The sequence below is a fragment of the Marinobacter sp. LA51 genome (genome assembly GCF_030297175.1).
Taxonomy (GTDB): Bacteria; Pseudomonadota; Gammaproteobacteria; order Pseudomonadales; family Oleiphilaceae; genus Marinobacter; species Marinobacter apostichopi.
Window position 1 is genome coordinate 2031853 of sequence record NZ_AP028070.1, and the last position, 17783, is coordinate 2049635.

Annotated in this window: 18 protein-coding genes; 1 reads left to right on the forward strand and 17 read right to left on the reverse strand. The window is 56.2% G+C overall.

Annotation, left to right across the window (positions count from 1 at the left end; genetic code table 11):
* Nucleotides 1–119 precede the first annotated feature (119 nt).
* A complete protein-coding gene (locus QUE89_RS09385; RefSeq protein WP_286219845.1) occupies nt 120–1796 on the reverse strand; it encodes an AMP-binding protein in 1677 nt (558 codons plus the stop codon).
* 186 nt (nt 1797–1982) lie between these two features.
* Between QUE89_RS09385 and QUE89_RS09390 the strand changes: the two genes are divergently transcribed.
* A complete protein-coding gene (locus tag QUE89_RS09390; protein WP_286219846.1) occupies nt 1983–2468 on the forward strand; it encodes a MaoC/PaaZ C-terminal domain-containing protein in 486 nt (161 codons plus the stop codon).
* Between the two features lie 8 nt (nt 2469–2476).
* Here QUE89_RS09390 and QUE89_RS09395 read toward each other — a convergent pair whose 3' ends face one another.
* The 16 genes from QUE89_RS09395 to rnd all read right to left on the reverse strand — a co-directional run bounded on the left by QUE89_RS09395 (nt 2477) and on the right by rnd (nt 17778).
* Nucleotides 2477–3436 (reverse strand): AgmX/PglI C-terminal domain-containing protein, encoded by a 960-nt coding sequence (locus tag QUE89_RS09395; RefSeq protein ID WP_286219847.1) that lies wholly within the window; start codon nt 3434–3436, stop codon nt 2477–2479.
* A complete protein-coding gene (locus tag QUE89_RS09400) occupies nt 3429–3917 on the reverse strand; it encodes an ExbD/TolR family protein (protein ID WP_286219848.1) in 489 nt (162 codons plus the stop codon). The genes QUE89_RS09395 and QUE89_RS09400 overlap by 8 nt, the downstream gene beginning before the upstream one ends.
* Nucleotides 3914–4444 carry an ExbD/TolR family protein gene (locus QUE89_RS09405; protein WP_286219849.1) on the reverse strand — a complete coding sequence of 177 codons (531 nt, stop codon included), beginning with the start codon at nt 4442–4444 and terminating at the stop codon, nt 3914–3916. Before QUE89_RS09405 ends, QUE89_RS09400 begins: the two co-directional genes overlap by 4 nt.
* A 46-nt stretch (nt 4445–4490) precedes the next feature.
* Nucleotides 4491–5138, reverse strand: coding sequence for a MotA/TolQ/ExbB proton channel family protein (locus QUE89_RS09410; RefSeq protein ID WP_286219850.1), 648 nt, complete (start codon nt 5136–5138; stop codon nt 4491–4493).
* 28 nt (nt 5139–5166) lie between these two features.
* Nucleotides 5167–5538, reverse strand: a complete 372-nt coding sequence (locus tag QUE89_RS09415; protein WP_286219851.1) for a hypothetical protein — start codon at nt 5536–5538, stop codon at nt 5167–5169.
* A complete protein-coding gene (locus QUE89_RS09420) occupies nt 5539–6012 on the reverse strand; it encodes a hypothetical protein (RefSeq protein WP_286219852.1) in 474 nt (157 codons plus the stop codon).
* On the reverse strand, nt 6009–8813 hold the full coding sequence (locus tag QUE89_RS09425; RefSeq protein ID WP_286219853.1) for a tetratricopeptide repeat protein: 2805 nt from the start codon (nt 8811–8813) through the stop codon (nt 6009–6011). Before QUE89_RS09425 ends, QUE89_RS09420 begins: the two co-directional genes overlap by 4 nt.
* Nucleotides 8810–10243 carry a tetratricopeptide repeat protein gene (locus QUE89_RS09430; protein ID WP_286219854.1) on the reverse strand — a complete coding sequence of 478 codons (1434 nt, stop codon included), beginning with the start codon at nt 10241–10243 and terminating at the stop codon, nt 8810–8812. Before QUE89_RS09430 ends, QUE89_RS09425 begins: the two co-directional genes overlap by 4 nt.
* A 225-nt stretch (nt 10244–10468) precedes the next feature.
* Nucleotides 10469–11017 (reverse strand): AraC family transcriptional regulator, encoded by a 549-nt coding sequence (locus QUE89_RS09435; protein ID WP_286219855.1) that lies wholly within the window; start codon nt 11015–11017, stop codon nt 10469–10471.
* 339 nt (nt 11018–11356) lie between these two features.
* Nucleotides 11357–12535, reverse strand: a complete 1179-nt coding sequence (locus QUE89_RS09440) for a vWA domain-containing protein (RefSeq protein WP_286219856.1) — start codon at nt 12533–12535, stop codon at nt 11357–11359.
* 22 nt (nt 12536–12557) lie between these two features.
* The gene (locus QUE89_RS09445) at nt 12558–13400 is read right to left on the reverse strand and encodes an AAA family ATPase (protein WP_286219857.1); all 843 of its coding nucleotides are present in this window, start codon (nt 13398–13400) and stop codon (nt 12558–12560) included.
* An 18-nt stretch (nt 13401–13418) separates the two neighbouring features.
* Nucleotides 13419–15509, reverse strand: coding sequence for a VWA domain-containing protein (locus tag QUE89_RS09450; RefSeq protein WP_286219858.1), 2091 nt, complete (start codon nt 15507–15509; stop codon nt 13419–13421).
* A 43-nt stretch (nt 15510–15552) separates the two neighbouring features.
* Nucleotides 15553–15897, reverse strand: a complete 345-nt coding sequence (locus QUE89_RS09455) for a hypothetical protein (protein ID WP_286219859.1) — start codon at nt 15895–15897, stop codon at nt 15553–15555.
* Complete coding sequence (locus tag QUE89_RS09460) at nt 15897–16343, reverse strand: YcgN family cysteine cluster protein (protein WP_286219860.1); 447 nt, start codon at nt 16341–16343, stop codon at nt 15897–15899. The genes QUE89_RS09455 and QUE89_RS09460 overlap by 1 nt, the downstream gene beginning before the upstream one ends.
* On the reverse strand, nt 16340–16633 hold the full coding sequence (locus tag QUE89_RS09465; RefSeq protein WP_286219861.1) for a YcgL domain-containing protein: 294 nt from the start codon (nt 16631–16633) through the stop codon (nt 16340–16342). The genes QUE89_RS09460 and QUE89_RS09465 overlap by 4 nt, the downstream gene beginning before the upstream one ends.
* A complete protein-coding gene (gene rnd, locus QUE89_RS09470) occupies nt 16630–17778 on the reverse strand; it encodes a ribonuclease D (RefSeq protein WP_286219862.1) in 1149 nt (382 codons plus the stop codon). The genes QUE89_RS09465 and rnd overlap by 4 nt, the downstream gene beginning before the upstream one ends.
* Between the last annotated feature and the right edge of the window lie 5 nt (nt 17779–17783).

A 17783-nucleotide genomic window follows, 5' to 3' on the forward strand; every position in this document is an offset into this window, starting at 1 on the left:
CTTGGCGACAGTCTATCGGGAAAGCCATACGCTTAAAAATGGAAAACCCCGCCGAAGCGGGGTTTGTATTCACACCGGCCCCGATGAACGGGGCCGCAGACCGGCAGTGCCCTGGCCAGTTAACTGGCGTTGGCTTCGTCTCGCAATTCGCGACGGAGGATCTTGCCGACGTTGGTCTTGGGCAATTCCTCGCGGAACTCAAAGTGCTTGGGCACTTTGTACGCCGTCAGACGCTCGCGACAGAATTCCTTCAGCTCATTAGCGCTGACACCTTCGGCCGTTGCTACCAGGTATACCTTCACCGCCTCACCGCTCTTCGGGTCAGGGATGCCAACCGCGGCGCACTCAACCACTTTCGGATGGCTGCTTACCACGTCTTCTATTTCATTCGGGAACACGTTGAAGCCAGACACGATGATCATGTCCTTCTTGCGGTCAACGATACGGATGTAACCGTCCTCCTGGACCAGTGCAACGTCGCCAGTTTTCAGGAACCCGTCTTCGGTGAACGACTTCTGGGTATCTTCCGGGCGCTGCCAGTAGCCACGCATTACCTGCGGCCCCTTAACGCAAAGTTCGCCCGGCTCGCCGACCGGCGTTTCGTTGCCGTCATCATCAATGGTCTTGATTTGGGTAGAGGGAATCGGCAGGCCAATGGTGCCCAACTGGATGGCAACGTGGGGATTGAAAGTTACCACCGGTGAGGTTTCGGTCATACCGTAGCCTTCGGAAATTTCGCAACCGGTAACCTTCTCCCACATCTTTGCGGTATCGCTGGTCAGGGCCATGCCACCGGACGATGTCAGCTTGAGGCTGCTGAAGTCCAGGTTCCGGAACTCTTCGTTGTTGCACAGAGCCACGAACAAAGTGTTCAGACCAAGGAAAGCGGAGAACTTGTGGTTCTTGAGTTCCTTAACAAAGCCTGGAATGTCACGCGGGTTCGGGATCAGAACGTTGTGCGCACCGGCTTCCAGCATGATGCCGCAGTTCAAAGTGAAGGAATAGATGTGATACAGCGGCAGAGGCGCTATTACCACTTCCTGACCTTCGACGACAATATCGCCCATCATTGGGCGGGTTTGCAGCAGGTTTGCCACCAGGTTGCCGTGGGTCAGCATTGCCCCTTTGGCCACCCCCGTGGTGCCACCGGTGTACTGCAGCACAGCGATATCGTCTTTCTTGCACTCAACCGGCGTATATTTCTCACGTGCGCCAGCGCTCAGGACCGCCGGCAATTTATGGGCGCCGGGGATACTGAAAGGAGGCACCATCTTCTTCACGTGCTTGATCACGGCGTTCAGCAGCGTTCGCTTGATCGGCGAATGCATGTCCGCAATCTCAGTCACAATCACGTGCTCAATGCCGGTATGCGGCAGGACTTTCTCTGCGTTCTCAGCCATGTTGGCCAATACGACCAAGGCCTTGGCACCCGAATCGTTGAACTGGTGCTCCATTTCGCGGGTGGTGTACAGAGGATTGGTGTTCACCACGATCAAGCCGGCGCGCATGGCACCGAATACCACAACAGGATATTGACTAACGTTCGGCATCTGGACGGCAATACGATCGCCTGGTTTCAGGTCCGTCTTATTCTGCAGCCACGCCGCAAAGTTGCGGCTCTGTGTGTCCAGATCACGGTAGGTGAGAGTTGCGCCAACAGCACTAAAGGCAGGACGGTCCGCGTATTTCTTAACAGACTGGTCAAATACTTCAACCATGCTGCTGTACTTGTTCAGGTCGACCTCACGAGGTACGCCGGCAGGGTATTTATCCTGATAGAACTGCTCGAAATCCATCACCATCTCCTGTTTGGCATTTTTGATTGTAATGATCCACTAGTGCAGCGCTGATCAAAATCAACCCTACAAAAGTATCAGAGTCAAAAAAGTGGGGAGAGAATAGCAGTTTTGTGAACGATGAGGTAGTTTTCAGGGAGCGAGCCTAAACACTTGTACTCAAATCGAATTCGTCCGGAGCACACGATGAGCGATATTCTGGATACCCTGGAAAATATCACCTACAACGAGCTAAACGAAGGCGACAGCGCCACCTATGTAAGAACCCTTTCGGAGGACGAGTTGGTGTTGTTTGCGGCGGTAACCGGAGATTTGAATCCGGTCCACCTTGATTCCGAATATGCCGCCGAATCCATGTTCAAGGAACGCGTCGCGCACGGAATGTGGAGTGGATCACTGATTTCTGCTGCGCTGGCTACCGTTATGCCAGGCCCGGGCACCGTCTATTTGGAACAGAGCCTGTCGTTCAAACGCCCGGTTAAATTGGATGACACTCTCACCGTCACGCTCAGCGTGCTGCGCAAAGAGGCCCAAAACCGCGTCGTCTTCAAGTGCGACGTACGCAACCAGAACAACCAGCGGGTGGTCACTGGTGAGGCCAGGGTGATTGCCCCCACAGAAAAGGTGTCTTTGAACAAACCCCGCCTCCCCAAAATCACCATTGAGAGCTAGTTGGCCACCTACCCCGGAAGGAAATCAATGGGAAACCGGACTTTTCTGGTTTCCACATCATCTGCGCCAAAGTTGAACAGCCGCACTCTCATGGCGATACGCTGCTCCAACGGCGGGTTACCCAATTCCGAGCTCACGACCTGACAGGCCGATACTGAGCCATCGGGTTCGATGATCAGCTCTAACAGGAGTTTGCCCTCGAGCGTCGGGTCCTGCCTCAGCTCCCGGCGATACAGGGAATAAAGTGCGGTTTTCTGGGCATCAAAGACTTTGCGGATGTTGCTCATGGCCCGCTCACCCACCGACGATTCTTGCCTGGCCTCGCCCTTGGCCACCTTGGATACCCCCTTGGCCACATTTTTAACCTCCTTCACCCGGTGCCCCTGCACCGCAACCTTAGCCTGAGGTGTCGCGGAATCCGTCACGCCACCACTACCCTGCAAAACTTCCGATGGGGGGGTGACGCTCTGCGCTGCCATTTCAGCACTGGTGTTTGCTCGAAGCCCTTCAGGCTCACTTGCTGCTGGCGCCCTTAACGAGGCGAGCCGGTCCTTCATGGCAAGCAACCCGGAACGGGAAGCCTTTTCCCGTGCCTGCTCCGCAGTCTGGCGCTTGACAGCGACTGGTTCAGGTTTAGGCGCCAGTTCAGGCGCAGGCTTAGCAACATTGGGTTTTGGCTGGGTTTCAGGCACCGGCTCTTCTTTAGTGACTGGTTCTGGCTCCGGCGGTTTGGGTTCGGGAGCCACTATCGGTTTGGGCCGTTCTACCAAACGAGCCAATTGTGGTGGAACCTGTTCAGCCTCGGAACGTTCAATCTCGGGAACGTGAAGGGATGGAATCCAGAGTGCAACAGGAAGGAAAATAACGGCGACCAGAGCGGCTACAATAGCAAACTGGCGATCTTCTCTGGCAGTGGAACTCCAGGGCAGCTCCCCACTGGTTGCGCTCCAATGACGAGGGTCAGCCATTGCGCACCTCCGCCTCAACGGCCAGGCGGACCTGCCGGAATTGCTGGTCAACACAGGTTTGCATGATCTTACGCAACAGCCGGTAGTTGGTATCCCGCCCTACCATGATGGTCACCTCGAAGCCCATTTCAGGGACGGCAGATAGCCGCTGACGACGGTACGCAAGCTCGTCGGCCAACCCGGCGATGTGAGAGTCGCTCACTTCGATCCCATCCAGCCGGGCAACCTCCCGGCCCTGGACCAGGATCACTCCGCTGGCCACCTGAACGACCAGGGAGTCATCTGCCTCGTGCTCTGCCGTGGATTGGGGCAATGCTACATCGGCCGTGCTCTGCATCACTTTGACGTCGGACGAATTCACCATCAGAAAGAAGACAAGGATGGTAAAAATGTCCATCAGAGAAACCAGATTGAGCCCGCCTGCCCGCTGCACTCGACCATGATGACGTCGAATCCTTCCAGCTCTGCGTGACGATTTCATACGTCCTCCCTCGCCGCGACACCGCTGGCATCCGAGAGCTGTCGATCTGCCGGCGCATCCATCAACGCAACATCGGGGAAGAGCTCGCCTTCAACCACACTCGCGGCAACAACGGCCGGGTACGAACGCACCGTATCCATGGCGTGCACCAGTGTCTGGTAATCGATATCCGGTCCCACTTCCAGAATGACGTCGGTCTTGTCAGGAGCACGGCGTTTTATTTCCTTTAATACCTGCCTCAGGCCGTCAAAATCCTGCTCATTCTTGTTCGCTGGCAATGCCACGATGACGCCGCGCTCACTGTCCGCAATTTCGAGGCCAGCCGGAATCAACGTTACCACCAGCCTGAGTTCCTTAAGCTCCGCTGAACCCGCAGTGTCTTGCCCGGGAAAATTAAGCTCAATCATGCGCACCTGGCTGAACACCATGCCCAGCAGCAAAACCGGGACCAGCACAATCATCAGATTCATGAACGGCGTGATGTCCAGGTCCGGTGAAGCAGCCATTTTTCGATGTCGGCGTCTCATACACACTTACTCATGAGTTGATGGACATGTCAGAACCATTCCTGAATTAAGCCGGGGCGGCTTGGCTGCGTTGATCCGAGATGATGTTCAACAATTTGACGCCTGCCATTTCGAAGCTGTCGACAATCTCGTTGGTCCGGGTTTGCAACAGCGCATGAAACATCAGCAGTGGAATGGCGGACATAAGGCCAAATGCCGTGGTGTTCATCGCGATTGAAATACTCTCTGACAACAGGCTTGCCTTCTGCGAAGGGTCGGCAGCGGCTACCGCGGTAAACGCAGCAATCAGGCCAATAATCGTGCCCAGCAGACCCAGCAAGGTTGCGATGTTCGCAAGGGTGGCCAGGTATTGGGTCCGCTTTTCCAGGCGAGGCAATACCTCCATCAGCCCTTCTTCCATCGCGTATTCGATATCCTCGCGCCGGCTATGATTCAGTAGACGCGCAATGCCTGCACCCATGATGGAGGCAATCGCGCTGTCGGAGTTACTGGCGGCCTTCATCGCACGCTGGTAATCACGCTTCTGCAGCAGCGGTAAAATCCCCCGCTCGAAGGCCACCCGGTTTCTGCGGCGAACCGAGGCAAGGTAAAAAAAGCGCTCGAGGGTAATAGCAAGCCCAATGGCGAGCACCACCGCGATGGGGTACATAAACGGCCCACCTTCCTGAAAAAATCGAACCATCGTGTCCAGCATGAGTCTGCTCTCCGTATTTACTGCTTGGTTACTGTGTTGTTATTACCGAGCCCTCGTTGGGGCTCAGAAGCGATGGATTGAGGGTTTCGCGGAATAGTCGATGACCCTCAAAAATGACCGGATCCACAGGTTGCGTCAGCGCCGGAAACTGATCCTGTAGTTTTTCCCGTGGTCGGCGCGGCAAGGTGGGCGCCTGCCAGGGCAGAATATAGAGCACGCGCGGATTGTCCTCTCCCATGCTAGCCGACAGCCCCTCCACGTTTAGGCTTATGCCCTGCACTTCGTTACTCTGGCCTGGTGCCGAGGCCAATGAAGCTTGAGCAGTAAGGCCGAAAAAGACCGCAACCAGGCTACATACCAGGCGCCTAACCGTTGCTGTCCAACCGCCGATTTCAATCATTCAGTCCAACCTCCGTTCGAGGTCCGCGATCCAGCCGGCCACTGCCTGATCCTCAGCTTCAGAAAGCTCTCGATAACGCTGGTAATGCACCAGTGCTTTCTGAAGATCGAGGAGATACAGCTCGGCAATCACCGCCAGGTTGTAATGAAGCTCCGCTACCCTGGGTGAATGCTCCAGCCCACGCTCCAGCAGTGACGTGGCTTCCACGAAGCTGCGATCCTCGACCAACAGCAACGCCAAATTGTTTACCACCACAGGATCTGCGGGATTTAACTCCACTGCCTGCCGCCAGGCTCTTTTGGCTGCCCCCGCATGGCCCTGCTCCAACGCTTGCCTGCCCTGCTCTGCCAGGGTCGCGGCGAGTGCTGGATCGACTTGGGCCTGCGGCTTTACCACGGGGCCAGAGCAACCCGCTACCATGGCCAGGCACACACCAAACAACAGAGCGCAAATGTCACTTCGGCTACCCATCATCCAGGCCCTCCAGTAGATGCATGTTGATCTTTCCACGTCATCCACCGTACCGAACGGCTATAACGCCCAGGGTTGAGTTGAGCCAGAACGCCCAGGCTCTTGCCAATCCAGGCATCGTAACCGTGGTCTGTCACTCGGCGATGATTATCGGAGTGAATGGCAATCGCCTTTTCCTCAAAGGGAAACGCCTCTTCCTCCAGCAACATCTGATACTGCATGGCCTCGAGTCCATTCAGGTCCGCAGGAACCGAAGACGTCATCAGATCCTCAGCCAAAACCCGGTAAAGTTCGGCACGACGGAACAGCGTCTCCGAACGCACGGTCTCCCCTCCCAGCTGCTCAGCCTCAAGAAATCGCGTTCGGGCACTCTCAAGGGCGCGCTGTTTTTTATCCAGCGAGTCCGCCAGTGGCTGGCTCAGGGGAATTGAGGTGAAAATCGCGGCATCCCTGGCACCGAGCACCAAGGCAGCCCGGGCTGACCAGGCAAGGGACTCTTCAGAGTGCCACGGACTGGCCAATTCACTTGCCACCATAGTCGACCGAAGATTTCCGGCCCGCTCACCAGACTTGATTAACCGATGTCGCATGGTTTGTAGTTGCAGGTGTTGTCCGGCGTCTTCAGCGCTCGGATTGGTCTTCAGGTAGGACAAGTAGAGCCGGTCTCGGTTAGCCTGATCTCCGGCTACGTGAAAAAGCTCGGCGGCTTTTAACTGCAAAGGCCAGTGCTCGGCCGCGGTCGACGCGGCGCCGAGCAACTCATTGGCGGCCAATAGAGGCTGATCCGAGGCCACGTAAGCATGGACCAGTTTGTCGCTGATTCCGGCCGTCAGTTCATGGTCAGAAAATCTGGTGCGGAAAAGGCGGAGTTGTTCGATGGCCGGCGCCCACTGGCCAGCTTTCAGCAACGAGTTGGCGGCATCGAAGCGCCCTTTGACAGCAATTTCCGATCCCGGCAGAACGGCTTCTATCCGGGTAAAATGCTCGACCGCACTGGTTAGGTCACCCCGCGCATTGGCCGCTTCACCCTGGCGGTAAATGGCCAGTGCCAGCTGTTGTTTTGCATTCGACTCCGAATTGTTCTTATTAGGATCCGGCATTTCCTGCAATACCTGCTTCCAGGCCCGTTCGGCTAAGGCATACTCGCTTTGGCTCTGGCGAACCTTGGCAATCACCAACCAGGCAGCATAGCGTTCCTCAGCAGAGGCGTTGGCGTTGGTGACAGTCCGGCCTGCATAGGTCAGTGCCGGTTCCGGATTGCCTGATGCCAACCACCGGGAAGCCAGATCCGCAGCAAGTCCGGGAAGGCGAGAATCGTCAGGAAAGCTCTGTTCAAATCGATCGGACTCGGCAGAAATCGTTGCCAGTTCAGGCCGGAACTCGGCGGTTCGACGGTTGCCCTCAAGACCATCGCGCAGCAGGACCAGGGCTGCCCAGCCAGAATCCGCCGCCTCCGGGTAATCGTCAGTCTGATAAGCCGCTCCCTGGTAGTCCGACAGCGCCCCGAGATATTCACCCGCCTGCAACCGCGCGTCGCCGGCAAGGCGAAGTATCTGACCTGCAGACGCAGTGCGTGATGCCAGGGATTCATAGTAGGTAGCTGCTGCGGAGAACGCGCCGTGACCGCGAATCTTATCGTTTTTGGCGAACGCCAGGGTTCCTTGGTTGTAGTGGAAATCGGCGAGCGTCCGACTGTACAACTGCCATCGCGCCTGGTCCTGCTCAGACAATGCCTGGTAACTCGATGGGGCAGCATACATCGCAATATAATCTGCCTTGGCGGCACGGACTTGGTCATGTTTGTCGGCCCGTTCCCACACAGCGGCAACCTGGGCCATGAACGCAGGGTTCTTGGGGTGGTTCGGGTGAAAACGGACAAACCACTGGTTGGTGGCAACGCTTGCCTCGTAATCACCTTGAACCGCATGGAAATCGGCAAGACGGTCGAATAACAGATACGCCCAGTGTCGCGGTGCGTCGACTTCAAGCCAGGCAGCCAACGTATCCGGCCCCTCTTTCCGTGCAGCCATCAGAGCCAGGGCCCGGAATGTGTCATCAATGGCGTCGACCGCTGAGGTCTGTGGATTCTGAAGGCTTTGAGTGTCCGGAAGAAACTCGTCCAACACGGACAGAAAAGTAAGGCCTGCGCGCTCCCAGGCAGACGGGCCCTGTTTAAACTGACTCCATCCCAGCATGTATTGAGCTTTTGTACGGAGAGCACTGGCGTCTTCGGTGTTTATCAAGGCCCGATAGCCGGACTCTGCTTCGGCAAACCGACCCGCCGAAAAGTCGGATTCCGCTATCCTGAAGCGCGCCTCCTGCACGAGTGGGGACTGGGGATAAAGGCCTACCAGTTGTTTTAGCCGATCTATAGACTGTTCCGACTGCCCAGTGAGAGCATAAGCCTTGGCCATCTGGTACAACAGTTCGTCGAGTCGACCTCCGAATGAACCCTGCCCCAGTATGGCTTCGTAACTGCTGAGCACTTCTCCATAGACACGCTCTTCTTCTTCGGGTGAAAAACCCAGGTCTTGACCAGAGCGATCACGAATATTGGTTAGGCGGTTGAGCGCGTCAATCCGCACCGCTGGTTCATCGGACGACTGGAACAATTGCTGATACCGGCGGGCGACTTCAGCCGGGGAAATGGCCGCCATCGGCCTGGATTCGAATTTGAGGTACACCGGCCGCATATCGGCAATGGTCTCGCCGTCGCGACCGAGCTCGACCCTGAACGATTCCTGGGCCGCCGCCGATAACGGCATCAGAAATGAAGACACCAGCGCGCAAACGAACCCTCTCACTGTGCCGCCTCCGCAAGGTTTTCCAGCGCAAGGTATTCGTATAGATGGGCGATCTGTTGCGCGGTTTTGTCGATAGCATTAGCCATTTCATTGTCCTGTTCACTGACGTAATCCAGCGCCAATTGATCCAGGTGTTTCTCAGCCCGCTGCGCCAGGGATAGAGTCTGAGCTGACAGCCGCTCAGTCTGGTTGCTCAGTGTCCGGGTTTGATCGAGCTGTTTTCGAATTGTGGACGGCCGAGCGCTAACTCGGCGCTTAAGTTTCTGCAGGCTGTCGGTGGAGGCTGAGAGGGTTTCCGAGACACTGCGAAGGACCTCCGCCTGTGCAGTATTCAGCGGCTCCGCGGTCAGCTCCGCCAGCCACCGAGCCAGTGTCATTTGGCGCTCGCGATGCTCAGTAGCCTCGCCATCATCCTGGCCATCAAGCAATACCAACTGATCGGCCAATGACTGGGCAAATATGTCGAGATCCCTTTGCTGCTGCGCCAGCCCCTGGCCCAACTCCCTCACCGCGGCCACTCGGCGCACGGCCCTCTGGGCCTCTGGCTGGGCCAAAAAATCCAGTAAATAAGCCATTCTTGGCTGTGTCAGCGTGCGGCTGTCTGCCAGGAACCACTCGAGATCGGATGCCCGTGCATCTTCGACCAAGGACTTGTACGCGCCCTGCTCGCGTATTCCGGTAGCCAGCTTGCGCAGGGTGACGCGTTCGCTTTCAAAGGCGGCATTGGCCGCAAGATAGGCCTCTCCCGCCTGGCCCAAGTAGCCGGACAGATCGAATCCGCGACCCATGGCAATCCACGCGTCCGCCACGCCGGAAAACGCCAGCGGAAATTTTTTGGCCCGATGCCAGCTTTGCATGGAGGCGCGATGGTTGCCTTTTTCAGCAAGCGCCAGCCCGTGCAGGTACAGTGCCTGGGGGGTGTTGTCGGACTCTAGGGACACTTTCTCCAGAAATCCGATTGCTTTGTCGGGGTCGTCATTTTGCAAGGCCAGATAGCCGGCCCGAACCCGAAGCCTATTCACCAGATGATCTCTGCGATCAGTATCCGAATCATTCTCTGCCATCGCCATGGCGACGCGGAGGGCAACTAACGCGCGGGTGGGATTAAGATCCGAGCGTACGTATTCGCTGGACAGGTTCAAATAACCGTTGGCGGCCCAAAAACCTGATTCCATCTTTGCCAATACCTGCCCGGCCCTCTCGGCGTTGCCTGAATTCAGCTCCAGCTGGGCCAGCCGGTAGCCAGCCTCCTGCCGCGTTTCTCCGAAGCCAACTCGAATTGCATGCTCAAACCATTGCCTTGCTTCCGGAGTAGCGCCTTGAGCAAGCTGATAACGACCCAGCAACAGTGCGGCGTCAGCGCGGTGGTGATGGCTTTCAGCCACATTCCTCAGCGCATCCAGACCCTCGGCGGTTCTTCCCGTAGCCATAAACACCTGCGCTCGGAGAAACTCTGCTGATTCCCCGCTCATCTGCTTAGAGAGCGTTACCACAGGCGTAAGCTCACCGGTTGCCAAGGCAAAGCGAGTCAAGCCAGCTTTCAGCTCATTCGGTGTCTGGCTAGTAGCTGACGCGGCAAAAGACCTGCCCGCACAAAGCACTAACACGCAGAAAGTTAACCGCAGGGATGCCAACACTCGGAACATCATGGCTGCCTACTTCCACTCACGAAACGACACACGAGGCTCGAATTCGGGCCCCTTGGCGTCCAGAGTCATCTGAAGCCGCAAACTTCCCGGACGCTTTTTAAAACGGTAGCTCGATTCCCGGCGCACAAAACGATCATTGCCCGATCGAGCCGTGACTACCGCCTTCAGCGAATGGCTACCGTTGGGCAGATTGCCAATAAACAACTGCTGAACACCGCCTTCCTCCAGAGCCTCCTGCTCTCGCTCGGAGTACAAGTAAGACACCACCGGTTTGTCATTGACGAACAGCTCAACCGAATCAAGCCCCAGGGCATCCGGACTGACCAGCGTCAGAAAAACTGACAGGCGACTATCAGCCGGGTGTAGCAGCCGTTGTTCCAAAGCAAAAACTCGGGCCGAATGTTCAGAAACCTGCGCCCTAAGCACATCAATGGCCTGATCAATGTCTGCCCCAAGCGCTGCCGAGGGCAGTAAAGGAAGGGAAAAGTAGAAACCGAGAAGCAACCCAAGTGTTGGGTGTATCCGGCCCGGAATTATAGATTTTGTGCCGAACATAATGCCGTTTTGCCTCCTGCCGTCCTGGTACGGGTCTTTTCCTGTTACAAGCTGACAGGAAGCGTAACACTCGGTAACTCGCAAGAACGGTATGCAGATCACCAATTGGAAAAGTCCAAAATTGAAACTTACAGTGTCGGAATTTTTAACAGGGATAGGAGTGACGATCGAGGCGCCAGAGGGAGGTAAGTCAGCTGGCCATGTTAGCTGGCTGTTTAATAGAAGTTTTTTGTTGGTGGCCCTTTATTTGCCTATAGAAAAAAAGCGGGGACGCCTTTCAGGGCACCCCCGCTTGATATGCCGAGCTTTGCCGATGCTCTCAACCGCATCGGCTTTTTTTTACTTGCTCAGATGCTTCATGGCCGATTCAAGACCATCAATAGTGAGCGGATACATGTGATCATTCACCAGTTGCTTGGCCATGCCCAGAGAGCCGCCATTGCCCCAGTAACTTTCCGGTAGCGGGTTCAGCCAGACTACCTTGCGGAAATGTTCCGAGATGCGCTGGAACCAGGTGGCGCCGGCCTCCTCATTCCAGTGCTCTATTGAGCCACCGGGATGGGAGATTTCATAGGGCGCCATGGTTGCGTCGCCGACGAAGATCACCTTGTAGTCCGGCGAATACTTGTGAAGGATATCCCAGGTACTCGTCGTCTCGTTCATCCGCCGAATATTATTAGTCCAGACACTCTCGTAAACGAAGTTATGGAAGTAGAAATACTCCATGTGCTTGAACTCGAGCCGGGCCGCAGAGAACAGCTCTTCGCAAACCCGAACGTGCGGGTCCATGGAGCCGCCCACATCGAAGAAGATCAGGACCTTCACAGAATTGTGCCGCTCCGGGACCATCTTCAGGTCAAGATAACCTGCATTTCGGGCAGTTGAACGAATAGTATCGTCCATATCAAGCTGGTCTGCAGCACCTTGGCGAGCGAACTTGCGCAGGCGACGCAGTGCTACCTTGATGTTGCGAATGCCCAGCGTGATGCTGTCATCAAGATCCTTGAAAGCGCGCTTTTCCCACACCTTGACTGCACTGCCGTGGCGACCGTTTTTTTGACCGATACGGAACCCTTCCGGGTTGTAACCATCGGCACCAAACGGAGAGGTTCCGCCGGTTCCAATCCACTTGTTACCACCGGCATGGCGTTCGTTCTGCTCTTCCATGCGCTGCTTGAAGGTCTCGATCAGCTCTTCAAGCCCCCCCAGAGAGTCTATCTTCGCCTTGTCTTCCTCGGACAGATGCTTCTCGAATTCGGCACGCAACCAGTCGTCCGGAATCAGCATCTCCATGAGGTCTTCAAGGTTCTCGATACCCTCAAAGTAAGCCTTGAACGCGCGGTCAAACTTGTCGAAGTGGCGCTCGTCCTTTACCAGACACAAGCGTGCCAGGTAATAGAACTCCTCCATGTCGGCAAACGCCAGACGATTCTGCAGCGCCTCCAGGAGGTCCAGAAACTCACGCAGGCTGGCGGGCACCTTTGCCCGCCGAACTTCGAGAAAAAAATCAATCAACATAAAACGAGACTCTTGCTGAGTATCAGCTGCGACGACGGGCCATGAAGGCCAGCTTCTGCAGCAGGTGAACATCCTGCTCGTTCTTGACCAGAGCACCGTACAACGGCGGCAATGCGGAACTCGTGTCTTTCTCTTGAAGCATTTTGGCAGACAATTCGTCCGCCATCAGCAGTTTCAGCCAATCGATCAATTCCGATGTCGACGGCTTTTTCTTCAGCCCAGGAACCTTGCGCACGTCGAAGAATACTTCAAGGGCATCACGGACAATTTGCTGCTGCAAGCCGGGGAAGTGAACATCCACGATGTCCTGCATGGTTTCGTGATCCGGGAAGCTGATGTAGTGGAAGAAGCACCGGCGCAGGAATGCATCGGGCAGTTCCTTTTCGTTGTTGCTGGTGATCACAACGATCGGGCGCTGCTTGGCCTTCACGAACTGCTGGGTTTCGTAGACGTAGAACTCCATCCGATCCAGTTCCAGCAGCAGGTCGTTCGGGAACTCGATGTCTGCCTTGTCAATTTCATCAATTAACAACACGACCTGCTCATCGGCATCAAACGCTTCCCACAGTTTGCCTTTGACAATGTAGTTGCTGATGTCCTTGACCTTTTCGTCACCCAGCTGAGAATCGCGCAGGCGGGATACGGCGTCGTACTCATAAAGCCCCTGCTGGGCCTTGGTGGTCGACTTGATGTGCCAGGGAATCAGCTTCTTGCCGAGCGCGGCCGCCATTTCCTCCGCCAGCAAGGTCTTGCCGGTGCCGGGCTCGCCTTTGATCAGAAGCGGACGCTGGAGCGAAATCGCCGCATTCACGGCCATTTGCAGGTCATCGGTGGCTACGTACTTGTCGGTACCGGTAAACTTCATCGCGTTGGTTCCTGTTGGTTACTTTTTCTGGTCTGAATCATCGGTGTCAGGCTTTGGCTGGTTATCCGATTGATCAGAATCAATATCACTATGGCCTGGAAGATCATCGAATTCGGACAGATCAAAATCATCCAGCCCGAATTCTTCCTCGTCGCTTTCCGCATCCTGCAGGATAGGAGCTTCTACCGGGTCGTCACTTTCTTCTTCGCCGCCGACTTCCTCCGGTACCACACTCTCTGCGATCGGAATTTCCTCTTCAGGCACCTCATCGACATCTGTCTCCAGGGCAGCGGAATCGTTCGCAGTGTCCAGTTCTTCTGTTTTCTCCGGAATGTCATCAGAGGCCTCTTCGTCTTCAAGCTCTCTGGCAACGGCCGCTTCCGGTTCCTCTTCCAGTTCTTCTTCCGGCGCCTCGGGCTCTTCAGATTCCATTGGCACAGATTCATTCGCCTCAGCAGAGTCAGTATCTTCGGAGGCTTTGGCCTGCTTCTTTCTCAAGGCCAGCCAGACCAGGGCCATCAGGCCAATGCCGCCGGCGCCCGCGCCGAACACCCACATGGGGGGCATCGGTGACGCGCTTTGATTGTTGTCGGCAGCGTCCCCGGTTTCTATCGGCTCGGCTTCCGTCTCCGGAGCTTCTGCAATCTCTGGCGTTTCAACCTCACTGACGTCAATCGGACTGGTGATGCCATTAACGCTTGCGGGCACTGTCACCGAATCCGGCTCGGGCGTTGACTCCTCGGGCATGGGTTCCGGCTGAGTCCCAGCTTCGGCTTCGTCGGTTACCGCAACTTCGGCCTCTTCCACTTCACCTGCCGGCTGGTCCAGCACCGGCGAGACGGCCGTGAACACGGTGGTTGTGCTGAATTTGCGACCGAAGGTCTGCCCATCGGCAACTACCTCGATCTGGTAAACCCCATCCTCGGGTAGCCGACCGATGGTGTCAGTGAACATCCCATCTACCGGGGGTTCTGCCGACAAGTCCTTGGTCCCACTACGGCCATCCTCGGAAATCACACTGACCTTGATATCAAGAACCTGCAAAAAATCCGGGTCTGTAATCTTCTCGCCTTCCTCATAGAACGCGATATTCAGATCAATGGGCGTTTCTTCGGAAAACCTTGCCGGTACCGGGCTCACTGCCATTCGCAGATCACTGACGACTGTCACGCGACTGCCCTCACCCAATTCACCTTCAATACGCCACCGGCCTGCCACTGGTTCGGTGATGGTCATCAGGTCATAACCTGCTTCCCGGTTCCAACGCACGTTTTCCGGGAGGCTCGTGAGCGCCACCGAGCTGCCATCAGGCTTCTCAAGTGTCAGTTCCCGGGTATCCCGTGTTTCCTGCTCGCCCCAGAAAACCAGTGCGGTGAATTCGGAGACGCCTTCATCAACGGTAAAGCCATCCCCTTCGATGGGAATCTGTTCCTGCGGGACTGCTGCATTCAATGCTTCCAGAAATGCCCGACTAAGGGCCTCGGCGGTCTCCGCAACCTGAAACCGGCCACCGGATTGAAGCGCAAGTTGTCTCAGGAATTCGGCGTCCGCTTCGGCGGAAAGCGCAATGGGGTGGAAGGTGGCGCCCTGTTTGGCCAGCTCGGGAACAAGAGTCCCGAGAATCCGGCGTTCTTCTTCCTGATTCTTGCCAGCATCGTCCGACACATCGACTTTGCCGTCAGTCAGCAAAATGAAGTGGGTGTTTTCGAGAACACCGCCGGTGTAGTAGCCGTCGCCCGCCACCTCGATGGCTTTGCCGAGGTTTGTTCTGAGGGCAACCGAATTGATCTGGGCTGACTTGTCCCTGGCCACAGCCCGCCACTGGTCGGTCACCTCACGATGAGGCACCAGCATGTTGACGTACTGTCCGAAGGTCCAGAGCCCGGCCATTGAACCTGCCGGAAGCATCTCAGCCAGCAGCCTGACCGCCGGCTGACGCAAGTTGTCGGGGTCATTACTTTTCATTGACCCGGAAATGTCCACGATGATCCGGACATCGGATTTGTCAGCAAGGACCAACTCCGGAGCTTGCTGAGCCTGCACCACAGTCGGGAGCACCGTCTGCAGTACCAAGGCAATAACGAACATCAACGTGTGAAATCTGGGCATAGTCGCGCTCAAGGCATTGTCCGTTTTGTTGTTGGCCCCTCCGCTAGCGTCGAACCAGACGGTAGCGAACGAGATCGAGTATCCATACCAGTAGCATCACCAGGCCGGCAATACCGAGATTGAACAGAGCCCGGCCAGCGGCCTCCGCTTCACCAAGCACCAATTCATAGCCGCCGTACAGCCACGCCGGGATCCACCAGTCTGCAAGCTCTGGAGACTCCACCGGGGTAAGCAGTAACGCCACCAGGGCAGCGGATAACAGAGTTCTTACGCCGTACAGGGGGAAGTATCGGAACAGCTGCTTCATCATGTAAAAGAACACAACGAAGGCAATTGCGTAGGCTGACCAGAAAATCCCGTAGGCCACTTGTGCGTCAGTATCGATCATTACAGTATCCAATGAATGATGTGTTCTTCCCATTGATCTTCAGGCACCTCGGCTTCCGAGACCACCTTGTCACGAATTGAGACCCCGGCCCGATGCACCGTTTCTGGATCGCCGCTTCTCAATGGGTGCCAATCGGCAAGCGGCCTGCCTTCAGCCAGGGTGCGATAGGCGCAGGTCTGCGGCAGCCAATGGTAGTCGTTAACGGTGTCCGATGTCAGTACGGTGCAGCCCGGCACTTTTTTCAGGCGCTCGGAGTAAACTGTGCAGCGACAGCTCTGCTGATCCATGTAACGACACACCAGGTCGGTGTGGTAGACCTCGTCAGTGTCCTCATCCTGGAGTTTGTTGAGGCAACATTTACCGCAACCGTCACACAGGGATTCCCATTCCGCCAGGGTCATTTCATCAAGGCGTTTTCGCTGCCAGAAGGGAATCTGCGCAATCATGAATCGCGCGGCTCTATCTTCTTCTTGAAATCCACGACGTAACCGTCCTGTTCTTCCGGCATCTGCAGGAAGAAGTCTTTCTCTTCAAGACCTGCAAGTACCTGTTTACCTGTGGTTCGAGCCAGCTTTCGATCCGGCGTCAGAATCAGGTCCATGGAGTGTACCGGTTGGCCGAACACCGTTCTCAGACTTTCCGGCAGTTCATTCCAATCCATACCGCGGCGTACGAAAAGATAGGTATCCCGTTTTTTGCTGCTGCGGAATACAGACACAAATTCTCTTTCTTTCATGATCTCAGCAATTCCTCAATATCCGCCCGGACCGGTGCCAGGATCTGTTCTCGCCATCCCTGAAAAAAGACGTGCCCGGCCAGACTCCGTTGCTGGACAACTTTCTCGAGGCGCTTTCTTGGCGCCAGAATTTCTATCGGAATATCAGCAGCTTCCGCCGCGCTTTTAAATTGACGCTTTAATATCTTGAAGAAGGCTTGCTGGTCTCTCGTCAGTGGCGGTGCAATGCGCTCAAGGTTGGAATTATCCGCAGTACGGCCCACTTCAACAAGCTGCAGCAACATATCGCCATAACGACGAACTGCCCCGGATGGTACACCCTGAATGTTCGACAACGCTGAGCGGGATTCGGGCATCTGTTCTGCCACCGCAATCAACAGGGCATCGGCAAAGACCCGATTCCGGGGCCGGTCCTGACGCTGGCATTCCTGTTCGCGCCATTGGGCCAATTCGCGAAGAACGCCTTGCTGCTGAGGGCTTAAGGCCCAGCCGCCCCGCAACTTAAGGTAGTGATCCTCGGGATTGTCCTGCGTCGCAAGCTCATCGGCGAACCGGCTGGATTCTTCACTCAGGGCAAATACCAAGCCCCTCTCCTCTAGCCCGGCAAGCAACCACTGGTACATAGGCTCGAGAAAGCGGATGTCGTCCACGGCGTAGCGCTGTTGGGCCTCGCTGAGGGGCCGCGACAGCCAGTCGGAGCGCGTCACGGACTTGTCGAGTGTTTCGCCAAACAGGGATTCCACGAGCCGGGCATAGCCAAGGGAAAAGCCGGCGCCAGCCAGAGCTGCGCCAATCTGAAGATCGATAACGCCCTTCGGCAAAATACCCAGCCAGTGCCTGAAAAGCTCAAGGTCTTCACTCATGGCGTACAGCAGCTTGGGTGTCTGCGGGTCCGCCAGCAGCTCTTTAAACCGTTCCGACGCTTCGGCCACATCGGGGTCCACCAGACAGAAGTTGTCATCGTAACCGAGCTGCACCAGGCCAGGTATCGGGTAAAAAGTATTTACCCGTTCGAACTCCGTATCCAGAACCAGCAGGCTATCCCCGACCCCCTCCAGCCATTCGTCCAGTGCCGACGGTTCAGTGATCCAGTTAATCCTGTCAGGGGCTGGCGGGACTTCAACAGCCGGGCTTGCAGATGTCATAAGGT